General features: G+C 68.2%; 11 protein-coding genes. 7 read left to right on the forward strand and 4 right to left on the reverse strand.

The features are described 5' to 3' along the window. The first annotated feature begins 173 nt into the window (after window positions 1–173). Window positions 174–1,112: an EF-hand domain-containing protein gene (locus tag AC3QLZ_RS16145; protein WP_014236929.1), complete on the forward strand. Its 939-nt coding sequence runs from the start codon at window positions 174–176 to the stop codon at window positions 1,110–1,112. A gap of 102 nt (window positions 1,113–1,214) precedes the next feature. On the opposite strand, the gene AC3QLZ_RS16150 is transcribed toward AC3QLZ_RS16145, so the two are convergent. Further along, complete coding sequence (locus tag AC3QLZ_RS16150; RefSeq protein WP_014236930.1) at window positions 1,215–1,424, reverse strand: 2-hydroxymuconate tautomerase family protein; 210 nt, start codon at window positions 1,422–1,424, stop codon at window positions 1,215–1,217. Continuing rightward, the gene (locus AC3QLZ_RS16155) at window positions 1,412–2,311 is read right to left on the reverse strand and encodes a DMT family transporter (RefSeq protein WP_014236931.1); all 900 of its coding nucleotides are present in this window, start codon (window positions 2,309–2,311) and stop codon (window positions 1,412–1,414) included. The genes AC3QLZ_RS16150 and AC3QLZ_RS16155 overlap by 13 nt, the downstream gene beginning before the upstream one ends. Before the next feature lie 154 nt (window positions 2,312–2,465). On the opposite strand from AC3QLZ_RS16155, the gene AC3QLZ_RS16160 reads away from it, so the two are divergent. Both AC3QLZ_RS16160 and AC3QLZ_RS16165 read left to right on the forward strand, forming a co-directional pair. After that, on the forward strand, window positions 2,466–3,350 hold the full coding sequence (locus AC3QLZ_RS16160) for a LysR family transcriptional regulator (RefSeq protein ID WP_014236932.1): 885 nt from the start codon (window positions 2,466–2,468) through the stop codon (window positions 3,348–3,350). 18 nt (window positions 3,351–3,368) lie between these two features. Continuing rightward, window positions 3,369–3,722: a hypothetical protein gene (locus tag AC3QLZ_RS16165; protein WP_014236933.1), complete on the forward strand. Its 354-nt coding sequence runs from the start codon at window positions 3,369–3,371 to the stop codon at window positions 3,720–3,722. 13 nt (window positions 3,723–3,735) lie between these two features. Here the strand turns inward: AC3QLZ_RS16165 and AC3QLZ_RS16170 are convergent, their stop codons facing one another. Then, window positions 3,736–5,385 (reverse strand): methyl-accepting chemotaxis protein, encoded by a 1,650-nt coding sequence (locus AC3QLZ_RS16170; protein WP_014236934.1) that lies wholly within the window; start codon window positions 5,383–5,385, stop codon window positions 3,736–3,738. A gap of 331 nt (window positions 5,386–5,716) precedes the next feature. Between AC3QLZ_RS16170 and AC3QLZ_RS16175 the strand changes: the two genes are divergently transcribed. Next, a complete protein-coding gene (locus AC3QLZ_RS16175) occupies window positions 5,717–6,115 on the forward strand; it encodes an Hpt domain-containing protein (RefSeq protein WP_014236935.1) in 399 nt (132 codons plus the stop codon). Window positions 6,116–6,130: 15 nt separating this feature from the next. On the opposite strand, the gene AC3QLZ_RS16180 is transcribed toward AC3QLZ_RS16175, so the two are convergent. After that, complete coding sequence (locus AC3QLZ_RS16180) at window positions 6,131–6,784, reverse strand: response regulator (protein WP_014236936.1); 654 nt, start codon at window positions 6,782–6,784, stop codon at window positions 6,131–6,133. Window positions 6,785–6,975: 191 nt separating this feature from the next. On the opposite strand from AC3QLZ_RS16180, the gene AC3QLZ_RS16185 reads away from it, so the two are divergent. From AC3QLZ_RS16185 to AC3QLZ_RS16195, 3 genes are read left to right on the forward strand one after another with little or no spacing between them, the layout of a single operon-like run. Continuing rightward, window positions 6,976–8,016 carry an HD-GYP domain-containing protein gene (locus AC3QLZ_RS16185; RefSeq protein ID WP_014236937.1) on the forward strand — a complete coding sequence of 347 codons (1,041 nt, stop codon included), beginning with the start codon at window positions 6,976–6,978 and terminating at the stop codon, window positions 8,014–8,016. A 41-nt stretch (window positions 8,017–8,057) separates the two neighbouring features. Continuing rightward, window positions 8,058–9,221, forward strand: coding sequence for an FIST signal transduction protein (locus tag AC3QLZ_RS16190; protein WP_014236938.1), 1,164 nt, complete (start codon window positions 8,058–8,060; stop codon window positions 9,219–9,221). 5 nt (window positions 9,222–9,226) lie between these two features. Continuing rightward, window positions 9,227–12,307 carry a hybrid sensor histidine kinase/response regulator gene (locus tag AC3QLZ_RS16195; RefSeq protein ID WP_014236939.1) on the forward strand — a complete coding sequence of 1,027 codons (3,081 nt, stop codon included), beginning with the start codon at window positions 9,227–9,229 and terminating at the stop codon, window positions 12,305–12,307. Window positions 12,308–12,346 lie beyond the last annotated feature (39 nt).

Consider the following 12,346-nt stretch of genomic DNA (forward strand, 5'->3'; position numbering starts at 1 on the left):
AACCATTCTTAACCATCATTTACCTTTTTAGGCCTAAATTCAGGCCTTTTCAGGCCGAATCCTTGCGTAGGAACTGTAGCGACGGAACTCCCGGTGGCAGTTGTTCTTTGCCCATGACGGCGAGACCGTCCATTGCATGAATCCGCTTGAGTCATTCCCTGAAAGGAACTGTCATGTCCAGCATTTCCAGCGTAGGCAGCAGCGCGGCGCAATACGCCGGCATCAGCAGCCATCGGCGTCCCGATCCGTCGAAGATGGTCGAGGATATTTTTTCCAAACTCGATACCAAGGGGCAGGGTTACCTGGAGAAGAGCGATCTGGAGTCCGCCCTCAGCGGTCTCGGTTCCGACTCTTCGGCCAGCGTGGACGACGTCTTCAGCACCCTGGACGGGGACGGGGACGGCAAGGTCACCAAGGACGAGATGTCCTCCACCCTGCAGAAACTGGCCGACGAACTGGACAGCCAGTTCAACGCCAGCCGCATGAGTGCCGCCCAGGGCGGCGGCATGCGCCCGCCGCCGCCTCCGCCTGCAGAAGGCGAAGAAGACGAGGGCTACACCCAGGACGAACTGAGCGCCATCGCCAGCTCCACCGACGACACCAACCTGTCGGAACTGATGAACAGCCTGGCCGCCAACTTCGATGCTGCCGATGCCAACGGCGACGGCAAGGTGACCCAGCAGGAAGCCATGGCCTACCAGGAGTCCGCCGATGCCGCCGGTTCCGGTAGCACCACGGCTGCGGCCAACGGCATGCCGCCCCCGCCTCCCGGTGGTCGCGGTGGCGACGAAGGCCTGACCCTGGATCAGGTGAAATCCATGGCCAGCGACACCTCCGACAGCAAGCTGTCGGAACTGCTCAACACCATCTCCAGCAACTTCGATGCGGCCGATGCCAATGGCGACGGCAAGGTGACCCAGCAGGAAGCGATGGCCTACCAGGAGTCCACCCAGACCTCCAGCGACAGCTCCTCCTCCAGCGATTCCGGCAGCACTTCGGCCTCCAACGAAGCTGCCGTGCTGAAGCGGATCATGGACCTGGTGCAGTCCTACGGCAGCGGCAGTGGCAGCAATTTCTCCCAGCTGCTGAGTTCCATTTCCACCTCTGCCTGAGCGGCCTGCTGCCGCAAAAAAAGGGCGCCCTGGCGGGCGCCCTTTTTTCATGGAGTGTTCCATCCCCGGCGAGCAATTCTGTCGCCATGGGACGGGCCCGCCTCAGCCCTGCCTTTCCCGGGCCCGGCGCACGGTGACGCTGTCGCCGCCGATGCCCCAGTTGTCCGTGTCCACCTCGTCGATGGTGACCACGGTGGTCTCCGGGTTCTTGCCCAGGATGTCCCGCAGCAGCAGGGTGACGCCCCGGATCAGGGTGGCCTTCTGTTCGGCGGTGGCACCCTCCCGGGTGATCTTGATATTTACGTAGGGCATACGGCGTTCCTTCTGACAAAAAAACGGGTCTGGCTGCCGACCCAGGCGCCCAGGCTGACCAGCACCAGGCCAGCCATCAGCCAGGGGGACAGGGGCTCGCCCAGGAGCGGGGCGGCGGCAGTGCCGGCCACAGCGGGAATGAGGGCCATCAGGGTGCCGACCTTGGTGGGGCCCAGGATGGCCACGGCGCGCATGAAAAACATCATGGCCACGATGACCGCCAGGACGCCCTGGTAGGCGGCCTGCAGGGCAATGGTGGAGAGGCTGGCGGCGGCCAGGTTGTGGGGCAGCCACAGCACGTAGACCGGCAGGTAGAGGGCGGCCGAGACCAGGCCGACGCCCAGGGTGGCATCCCAGGGGGCCACCTGCCAGCGCCGCACCAGCACCGTGTAGATGGCCCAGGAGAGGCTGGAGGCCAGGATCAGCAGGTCGCCGCGCCAGTCGCCGACGCTGCTGCCGAAGCTGTCCGTGGCCAGGCAGGCGATGCCGGCGGCGATGCCCACCAGGCCGAGCCAGCGCTGGGGCGAGGGGCGTTCCCCCAGCACCAGCCAGGCCATCAGGGCCACCAGGAAGGGCAGCATGCCGGGCAGCAGCACGGCGCCGTGGGCGGCGGAGGTGAGCTTGAAGCCGGCATAGACCAGGACGCCGTAGCCGCAGCCGCCGGTGACGGCCAGGATCACCATGCGCCAGCTGAAGTTCAGCCGGGGCCGCCGCCACAGCCACACGGGCAGGAGGATCAGGGCGGCGGTGCCGAAGCGCAGGGCGGTCACGTCCCAGGCGGTGAGGGGGCTCTTGCCGCCCAGGCGCGAGACGAGGATGAAGCCGGACCAGACGGCGACGGTCAGGGCGGCGTAGAAATAGCCGCGCCGGAGATGCTGGTTGTCCATGGGTTGTCTCCTGGGGTTGGGGTGTTTTTATGGTCTTGCCAGGAGCACTGTAGCGGCGCATCATGTTCTTGAAAAATGAATTATTAAGATTTTTATATTCTTCGTTTGAGATTTGAATCGAGGCCCCCGGGCAAGGGGGCAAGGAGCGGCGTTCATGGAACTGGCAGATCTGCACATCTTCCGCACCGTGGTGGCGGAGGGCGGCATCACCCGGGCGGCGGTGCGCCTCAACCGGGTGCAGTCCAACGTCACCACCCGGGTGCGCCAGCTGGAGGCGGACCTGGGAGTGGAACTGTTCGTGCGCGAGGGGCGGCGCCTCAACCTCTCCGCCGCCGGCCGCCAGTTGCTGGCCTATGCGGAGCGCCTGCTGGACCTGGCCGAGGAGGCCCGCCATGCGGTGCAGGACGCCACGCCCCGGGGCCGCCTGCGCCTGGGCTCCATGGAGAGCACGGCGGCGGTGCGCCTGCCCGGGCCCCTGGCCGGTTTTCACCGGGCCTATCCGGACGTGCGTCTGGAACTGAGCACCGGCGACACCCGCCGCCTGGTGGCCCAGGTCCTGGCCGGCGAGCTGGATGCCTGCCTGGTGGCCGAGCCGGTGGACGACCCCCGGCTGGAGAAGCGGGCCCTGTTCGAGGAAGAGCTGGTGATCGTCACCGAGGCTGGCCACGGCCCGGTGCACTCGGCCCGGGACCTGGCGGCCAGCACCATCATCACCTTTGCCCCCGGCTGCGCCTACCGCAAGCGCCTGGAAGACTGGTTGGCCCGGGACGGCATCCTGGCGGAACGGGTGGTGGAGGTCTCCTCCTATCACGCCATCCTCGGCTGCCTGGTGGCCGGCATGGGGGTGGCCCTGCTGCCCCGGGCGGTGCTGGAGAACTATCCCGGCGCCGACCTGCTGGCGGCCCATCCCCTACCCGGGCGCAGCGGCCTGGTGAATACGGTGGCCCTGTGGCGGCGCGGCGCCGCCATTCCCGCCGTCAGCGCCCTGGTGGAGCAGCTGGCCGACAGCGTTGATCAAAGTCTGGAACAGGCCGCCTGAGGCGGCCGGGAGTCGGAAATGAGCGGTTTTGAAAACTTTCAGAGCGATGCCAACGAGCTGGAGACGGAAATCGTCCGCCGCGGCATCGTCCTCGGCATCGACTGGAACAACGAGACCCAGGTGCGCCTGCTGGCCCGGGAGGCCCTGGACCATGCCCGGGATGCCAGCCGGGCGGCAGCCGCCTGCTGCAATCACCAGGAACAGGCCAAGGCCGAGCTGTTCGCCTTTGCCGCCCTGATGCTGCGCACCATGCAGGAAAGCGCCGAAGAGGGTGTGCTGACCCACGGCGGGCCGGCCTGGAAGGCCTTCGCCCGGGCCCTCTGGGCCGAGTCGGGCCAGGGCGACCGGGCGGGCGGCCAGCCGCCGGCCTGAGGCAGTTGCCGCCCTAGGTGCGGAAGCGCTGCACCAGGGCATCGAGGCGGCTGGCGATCTGCTCCACCGCCTCCGCCGTTTCCGCCGTGTTCTTCATGGCGGCGCTGGTTTCCTCCACCATCTGGGCGACCTGCTCCACCCGCTGGGCAATGCTGGTGCTGGCGCTGCTCTGTTCCATGGTGGCCTCGGCCACGTCGCGCACCCGGTGCAGGGTCAGTTCCGACCCTTCGCGGATCTGGCGCAGAGACTGTGCCGCCTCCTCGGCCAGGGCGACGCCGCTCTCCACCTGGGGCAGGGCCGCCCCCATGGCCTGCACCACCATGTCCGTGTCGGTCTGGATATGGCTGATCATCTGTTCGATCTCCACCGTCGCCTTGGCCGTCCGTTCCGCCAGCTGCCGCACTTCGTCGGCCACCACGGCGAAGCCCCGGCCCTGTTCCCCGGCCCGGGCCGCCTCGATGGCGGCGTTGAGAGCCAGCAGGTTGGTCTGGGCGGCGATGGCGCTGATCACCGAGGCGATGCCGGAGACTTCCCGGGTCTGGGTTTCCAGGTCCCGGATGCGGCCCGAGGCGTCGCTGACGGTGCCGGCGATGGCCTTGATGGCGCCGCTCGCATTGGCCACCCGGGTTTCCCCCTCGGCTGCCAGCTGGGCCGATTCGCTGGAATTGCGTTCCGTATCCCGACTGTTGTCGGAGATGTGATTGATGCTCACGGTCAGTTCCTCGATGGCGGCGGCCATGGCGGACGTGGCGTCGGACTGCTGTTCCCCGGCCAGGGACACTTCCCGGGCGGCGGTGCTGATGCGCTCGGCGTTGTGGGTCAGCTGACTCGAATTGCTGCCGATCTCCTTCACCACCTGGCGCAGGGAGGCCACCATATGGCTGAAGGAAGCCAGCATGGACCCGGCCGGCGCCGTCTCGACCCGGACCGTCAGGTCGCCATCGGCCGCCTGGCGCATGAGGTCGATGGCCACACCCGGTTCGCCCCCCACCTGCTGCAGCACGCTGCGGCCCACCAGGTAGGTGCCGGCGGCGACCAGGGCGAGCAGCACCAGCGCCATCAGGGAATCCTCGAGGGTCCGCTGGCGCACTTCGGCCTGCACGTCGTCCAGGTAGATGCCGCTGCCAACCACCCAGCCCCAGGGGGCGAACAGCTTCACGTACTGCAGCTTGTCCACCGCCTTCTCCGCCGGCTGGCCGGGGTGGGGGAAGAGGGTCTCGACAAAGGCGCCGTCCGGCTGCTTGATGGCGCCGTCGATGATGTTGCGCAGGGTCGGCCGGCCCTTGACGTCCCGGACCTCCCCGGTGACGTCCTTGCCTTCCCATTCGGGGCGGATCGGGTGCATCACCGTCACCCCTTCCGGGGTCCAGATATGGAAATACTCGGAGCGCCCGTCGGTGCCGCCGTAGCGGGCCATGCGCACGCTTTCGACGGCGGCCTTCTGGGCCTCGCTGCGGCTCATCTTGCCGGCCTTCTCCAGGGCCTGGTAGCCGGCGATGATGTTGTAGGCCGCCTCCACGGCGGCCCTGACGGTCTGTTGGTGGCCCTCGTGGAGGTCCCGGCTGACGCCCAGGGCTCCGAGGATGGTGATGGTGCCCATGCCGAATACCGCCAGGGCAATCAGGATGAACATCCGGCTCTTCAGGCGCAGATTGGCAAACACGATGGTAGTCTCCTCCGGTGGGACTGCAGGACGGCGTCCCCGTGGCGGGGATCTTGTCGATGCGGTGGAGGATGCCAGCGGAAAAGGCGCTTGCCAGCTCGGGTAACGCCCCGGTTAGGCCCTAGGTGATACCCCAGTTCCCCTGCTATTCATCTTTGGCAAAACTGCACGAACTTGTCGCAGGAGCGTCGCGAATGGAAGGACGGACCGTTGTCCCCGTCCCCTGCCGGGCCGGAGACGCCGGTTTGCGGCATGGCCGGTAAGGCCTGCCGTCGCCCTGATGCCGTTGCCGTAAAATTTCGAGCGCACCCCGCTTGCTGGAGCCCATGCCATGACCGATTCCGTTGCCCCCCCGTCTTCCTCGCCGGCCTGCGATCCGGAAGGGCTGTTGCGCATGCTCAACGGCGACCGGGACAGCGTGCGGGATCTGGTGCAGACCTTCCTCGACAACTTCCCCCAGCTGCTGGGCGAGCTGGACCAGGCCCTGGCCGAGTCGGCCGAGTCCGGCATGCCGGAGCCGTTGCGCCGCACGGTGCATCGCATCAAGGGGGTTTGCGCCATTTTCGCCACCGGGCGCATCGTGGCGCGGGCGCGGGAGATCGAGGCCCTGCTGCTGGCCGGGGCGGTGCCGGCCGGGGTGGATGAAAGCGCCCTGTGGCGGGAGGAACTGCAGCAGGTGGCGGCGGAAATGACCGCCTTCAACCGCTCCCTGGCAGCCGTGGACGACTGAGGGGCGGCCGCGCTTTCAGGAGACCATGCCGTGCTGCATCGCATAGCGGGTCATGCCCGCCACATCCCTCACGCCAAGGCGCTCCATCAGTTGAGCCCGGTGGAATTCCACGGTCTTGGGGCTGATGCTCAGTTCCCGGGCGATTTCCTTGGTGGTGCGGCCCAGGGCCACCAGTCGCAGGATCTGCTCCTGGCGCGGCGTCAGCTGGGGCGGCGGCAGCATTTCGCGGCGGTCCGTGCGCATGGCGTCCAGCAGTTGCTGCTGGATCTTCGGCGACAGGTAGCAGCTGCCGTCCATCACCTTGTCCAGGGCCAGCTGCAGCTCGGCGAGGACGAAGTCCTTGAGCAGGTAGCCGTGGCACCCCGCCTCCAGGGCCGCCTCCACCACCTCGCGGCGGTCGATGCCGGAGAGCACCATCAGCTTGGTTTCCGGCGATACCGTGCGGATCTGGCGCATCGCCTCGATGCCCGACAGGTTCGGCATGTCGATGTCCAGTACCGCCACGTCGGGTTTCAGGGCCTGGGTCCGTTCCAGGGCTTCCAGGCCGTCGGCGCATTCGGCCACCACCACGTATTCGGGCAGGGTCTGGATCAGGGAGCGGATGCCGGCACGCACCAGCAGTTGGTCGTCGGCGAGCAGCAGGCGGATGGCAGGCGTTGTGTCCGTCATAGGGGCTGGCAATCGGATGGGGGCCGTTGGAGGGATGGGAACCTGATGGCCAAGTGTAGCATCCTGTCAGGTGCCCGGCATGTTCCCACAGGCCGCGGCGGCCCGGCAGGAACTTATGCACAATCGGCCCGGGGCCCCGGTTCCATAATGGGCGCATCTGCCATCGCCAATGTCGCCGGGAAGGTCGCGCCGTGGAGCTGAATCTGGTCGTCATCGACGATTCCGAAATCAACCTGACCCTGTTCCGCGTCCTCGCCGAACGGATCGAGGGGGTGCGGGTCCATGGCTTCCTTTCCTCCAGCGAGGCCCTGGCCTGGTGCGAACAGGGGCAGGCGGACGTGGTGGTGGTCGATTACATGATGCCGGCGCCGGACGGCCTGGAATTCATCAGCCACTTCCGCCAACTGCCGGGCATGGCCGAGGTGCCGCTGATCATGGTCACCGCCAACAACCTGCGGGACGTGCGCTGTCGGGCCCTGGAGCAGGGGGCCTCCGATTTTCTCAACAAGCCGGTGGACAAGGACGAGTTCCTCGCCCGGGTGCGCAACATGTGCGCCCTGCGCCGCAGCCAGCGGCAGCTGGCGGACCGGGCGGCCTGGCTGGCGGAGGAGGTGGCCAAGGCCACCGCCGGCCTCCTGGAGCGGGAGCGGGAGACCATCGTCTGCCTGGCCAAGGCCGCCGAATACCGGGACCCGGAGACGGGCGCCCACATCCTGCGCATGGCCCACTATTCGGTGCTCATCGGCCGCCAGCTGGGGCTGGCGCCGGCGGAGCTGGAAATGCTGCTGGAAGCGGCGCCCATGCACGACGTGGGCAAGGTGGGGACGCCGGACCTGATCCTGCTCAAGCCCGGGCGCCTGACCCCGGCCGAGTTCATGATCATGCAGCAGCATGCCGAGCAGGGTTACGAGATACTGCGCCAGGCCCGTTCCCCGGTCCTGGCGATGGCGGCGGTGATCGCCCGGGCCCATCACGAGAAGTGGGACGGCAGCGGCTATCCCCAGGGACTCAAGGGCGAGGCCATTCCGCTCCTGGGGCGCATCGTGGCGGTGGCGGACGTCTTCGACGCCCTGACGTCGCCCCGTCCCTACAAGCAGGCCTGGCCCCTGGCCCAGGCCCGGGAATACCTGGAGCAGAATGCCGGCAGACATTTCGACCCCCGCTGCGTCGAAGCCTTCCTGGCGGCGTGGGACGAAGTGCTGGCAATCCGGGAGCGTTTCCAGGACCAGTAGCATCGAGAGAAGACAAGAAAAGAGCAGAGGAGGAATCAGTCATGCGCGTTCTTCAGATCCACCTTCCCGTGGCCCGGGAGCCGGCCCACATCCGGGCCGCCCTGGCGCCCCTGCAGGCCATCGAGCCCCAGCTGCTGCTGGTGTTCTTTACCGCCGAACGTCTGGCCGATGGCGCTTTCACCGCTCTCCTGGCCGAGGTCTTTCCCGGTGCCCTGCGCATCGGTTGCAGCACTGCCGGCGAGATCGTCGGCGAGGAAGTGTGCGAAGGCAGCATCGTCGTCACCGCCGTCCATTTCGACGCCACCACGGTGCGGGAGGTGACCACGGAGCTGGCCTGCATGGCCGATTCCGGTGCCGCCGGCGAGCGCCTGGCGGCCCAGTTGCCGGGAGAGGGGCTGCGGGCGGTGCTGGTCTTTGCCCAGGGCGTGGCCATCAACGGCAGCGCCCTGGTGGCCGGCATGAGCCGCCAACTGCCGCCCGGCGTGGCCGTCAGCGGCGGCCTGGCCGGCGATGGCGGCGCCTTTTCCCGCACCTGGGTGCTGTCCTCCCAGGGCGTGGCCGAGCACCGGGTGGTGGCGGTGGGGCTCTACGGACAGGCCCTGCGGGTGGGCCACGGCTCCTTCGGCGGCTGGGAGCCCTTCGGCCCGGCGCGCAAGGTCACCCGCTGCGAGAACAACGTGCTCTACGAACTGGACGGGGAGCCGGCCCTCGACATCTACAAGCGCTACCTGGGCGAATACGCCCGCGACCTGCCGGCCTCGGGCCTGCTCTTCCCCTTTTCCATGGCCGACAAGGACCGCTCCAGCGTCGGCCTGATCCGCACCATCCTGGGGGTGGATGAAGCCTCCGGCAGCCTCATCCTGGCCGGCGAAATCGATCCGGACGGTTACCTCAAGCTCATGCACGCCAATCCCAATGCCCTGGTGGACGGGGCCCAGCGGGCGGCGGAAATGGCCCGGGCCATGGTGCCCGGGGAGGCCCTGGCGATCCTGGTCAGCTGCGTCGGACGCAAACTGGTGCTGGGCGGCCGGGTGGACGAGGAGGTGGAAGCGGTGGCCGACGTTTTCGGCCGCAACTGCACCCTCACCGGCTTCTATTCCTACGGCGAGATCAGCCCTTTCAATGCGGCCCCCGGCGCCGTTGGCCCCGATTCCTGCCGCCTGCACAACCAGACCATGACCATCACCCTGCTGACCGAGGTCTGAGGGCCATGCACCGCCTGCTGCTGCGCCAGTTGAAAGGCTCCCTCGGGGTGGCGGGCGAGGCGGAACTGCAACCCCTGTGCGACAAGCTGCTGCACCTGGCGGCCCGGGAGGACATCGCGCCGGATGTGGCGGTGGCCCTGGCGGGCCTGCCGGCCTTCCTGCGCCGGGTGGGGGAGGCCTATGCCCAGGCGGAGCGGGACCAGGCCCTGCGTACCCGCAGCCTGGAACTGTCGTCGGAGGACCTGAACCGGGCCTATGCCCGCCAGGAGCAGGAACTGGTGGCACGGGAGCAGTCCATCGCCTCCCTGCGGGAAACCGCCAACCGCCTCCTCGGCCAGATGGGACTGCCGGCCCTGAGCCCGGAGGATGCCAGCCTGGAATCCCTCTCCCAGCTGATGGACACCCTGGTGCGGGAGCGGGAGTCGAGCCGCATCCGCCTGCACCAGGCCCATTCCAGCCTGGAGCAGCAGAAGTTCGCCCTGGACCAGCACGCCATCGTCAGCGTCACCGACGTGGAAGGCTTCATCATCGAGGCCAACGACCGCTTCTGCGAAATCAGCGGCTATTCCCGGGAGGAACTGGTGGGGCGCAACCACCGGGTGGTCAAGTCCGGCATCCATCCCCCCGCCTTCTACCAGGAGATGTGGGACACCATCGTCCATGGCCGGGTGTGGCAGGGCGAGGTCTGCAACCGCAGCAAGGACGGCCGCCTGTATTGGGTCAGCGCCACCGTGGTGCCCTTCTTCGACGACCTGGGCGTGCCCTACCAGTACATCGCCATCCGCACCGACATCACGGCGCGCAAACTGGCCGAGGCGCGCCTGGACGAGCAACTGCACTTTTCCCGCCAGGTGCTCGACACCCTGCCGGTTCCCCTCTATTTCAAGGACACCCAGGGCCGTTACCAGGGCTTCAACAAGGCCTTCGCCGATTTCTTCGGCATCGAGCCGAGCCTCTGGATCGGCCGCCACGTGCGGGACCTGCTGCCGCCGGAACTGGCCGAACAGCACGTGGCCCGGGATGAGGAGGTGTTTGCCCGGGGCGGGCGGCAGAGCTACGAAATCGAGCTCATCACCCCTGCCGGCGCCCGCTACGACACCCTCTACAACAAGGCGGCCCTGACCCGGCCGGACGGCAGCGTGCGCGGCCTGGTGGGCACCATCATGGATATCTCCGAGCGCAAGCGCTGGGAGGCGGAAATCCTGCGGGCGAAGGAGGCGGCCGAGAATGCCAACCGGGCCAAGAGCGACTTCCTGGCCAACATGAGCCACGAAATCCGCACCCCCATGAACGGGGTCATCGGCATGACCGAGCTGGCCCTGGATACGGAGCTGACCGAGGAACAGCGGGACTATCTGGAAGCGGTACAGATGTCCGCCAACGCCCTGCTGTCGATCATCGACGACATCCTGGACTTCTCCAAGATCGAGGCCGGGCGGCTGGATGTGGAACTGATTCCCTTCGACCTGGAGAAGGTCTGCGCCGATGCCCTGCGCACGGTGGCGGTGCGGGCCGACCAGAAGGGCCTGGAACTGCTGGCCCGGCGCGGTCCCGGGGTGCCGCGGCGATTGCTCGGCGATCCGGGGCGCCTGCGCCAGATCCTGCTCAATCTGCTGGGCAACGCCATCAAGTTCACCGAGCGGGGCGAGATCGAGGTGGCGGTGGAACTGGCTGAACCCGGGGCGGCGGGGCAGGTGCTGTACTTTTGCGTCAGCGACACGGGCATCGGCATTGCCCCGGAAAAGCAGGAGCACATCTTCGAGGCCTTCGCCCAGGAAGACAGTTCCACCACCCGGCGCTTCGGCGGCACCGGCCTGGGACTGACCATCTGCAGCCGCCTGTGCGAACTGATGGGGGGGCGCATCTGGGTGGACAGCGTGCCCGGCCAGGGCAGCGCCTTCCATTTCACCCTGCAGCTACCGACGGACGGGGCGGCCGCGCCAGAACCGGAACGCCGCCTGTCCGGCAAGCCGGCCCTACTGCTGGTGGTGGCCAATGCCCGCCAGCGTTGTCGCCTGCAGGGGCTGCTGGCGTCCTGGGGGGCGACGGTGGTGGCTGCGGCCAGCGGTGCCGAAGGGCTGGCCTTGCTGGAACAGGGGCAGTGGGACGGCGTGGTGGCCGATTCCCGTCCGGTCGACGGCGACGCTGGGGACCTGCTCGAGCACCTGGCCCGGAGTCCCGGCCGGGTGCCGCTGCTGATGCTGCTCAGCCCCAGCCGCATGCGCCAGGAGATCGCCCGTTGCAAGGCTTTGGGCGTGGGACATTACCTCGGCAAGCCGGCCCTGGCCGACGAGCTGTGGCGCAGCCTGCAGGCATTGCTGGAGCCCGCCGTGGCCGGGGTCCCCGCCACGGTGGCGGAGGCTGCCGGCACGCCGCCGGCAGGCCTGGAGGTGTTGCTGGCGGAAGACCATCCGGTCAACCAGCAGCTCATGCGCAACATGCTGGAACGCATGGGCCACCGGGTGACCCTGGCCCGCCACGGCGGGGAGGCGGTGGCGGCAGCGGCCCGCCGGCGCTTCGACCTGGTGCTGATGGACATGCAGATGCCGGAGATGGGGGGCGAGCAGGCGACCCGCCTGATCCGGGCCGACGAACAGGCCAGGGGCCTGGCGCCTCTGCGCATCTACGCCCTGTCGGCGGCGGCGCGGCGGGAGGACCGGCAACGGGGGCTGGTGGCCGGCATGGACGGCTACCTGCTGAAGCCCCTACAGCAGAAGGACCTGCAGGAAGTGCTGGCGGGTCTGGCCCGGCCCGGGCAGGAAGAGGGGGGCTTCGACTACGGCAGGATGCTGGAAGGGGCCGACAGGGACGTGCTGCAGATCATCGGCGACGTCTTTCCCGGATTGGCGCGGCTGGAAATGGCCGCGATGGAGGAGGCCCTGGCCGCGGCTGACTGGGAGCGCCTGGGGCGGGTGGCCCATTCCCTGCGCGGTGCGGCGGCCAATTTCGGCCCTTCGCCGCTGGTGCAGCAGGCGACCGAGGTGGAGCGCCTGGCGCCCCACCAAGCGGTGCAGCCGGCCCATCTGGCGGAACTGCGGCTGGCGCTGGAGGCGTTGCTGCAGGGCTTGCAGCAGTTCGACCGCTAGGGGCGGCGCTGCTGCCGCGGGAGTTGGTGCGGTGGAACC

The organism is Azospira sp. MPR-LB4 (assembly GCF_058809525.1).

Excerpts from the sequence above, each read along its gene's own strand:
- AC3QLZ_RS16150 (WP_014236930.1), bottom strand. The coding sequence starts at position 1,424 with ATGCCCTACGTAAATATCAAGATCACCCGGGAGGGTGCCACCGCCGAA.
- AC3QLZ_RS16160 (WP_014236932.1), top strand. The coding sequence starts at position 2,466 with ATGGAACTGGCAGATCTGCACATCTTCCGCACCGTGGTGGCGGAGGGC.
- AC3QLZ_RS16195 (WP_014236939.1), top strand. The coding sequence starts at position 9,227 with ATGCACCGCCTGCTGCTGCGCCAGTTGAAAGGCTCCCTCGGGGTGGCG.
- AC3QLZ_RS16165 (WP_014236933.1), top strand. The coding sequence starts at position 3,369 with ATGAGCGGTTTTGAAAACTTTCAGAGCGATGCCAACGAGCTGGAGACG.
- AC3QLZ_RS16145 (WP_014236929.1), top strand. The coding sequence starts at position 174 with ATGTCCAGCATTTCCAGCGTAGGCAGCAGCGCGGCGCAATACGCCGGC.
- AC3QLZ_RS16175 (WP_014236935.1), top strand. The coding sequence starts at position 5,717 with ATGACCGATTCCGTTGCCCCCCCGTCTTCCTCGCCGGCCTGCGATCCG.
- AC3QLZ_RS16155 (WP_014236931.1), bottom strand. The coding sequence starts at position 2,311 with ATGGACAACCAGCATCTCCGGCGCGGCTATTTCTACGCCGCCCTGACC.
- AC3QLZ_RS16180 (WP_014236936.1), bottom strand. The coding sequence starts at position 6,784 with ATGACGGACACAACGCCTGCCATCCGCCTGCTGCTCGCCGACGACCAA.
- AC3QLZ_RS16190 (WP_014236938.1), top strand. The coding sequence starts at position 8,058 with ATGCGCGTTCTTCAGATCCACCTTCCCGTGGCCCGGGAGCCGGCCCAC.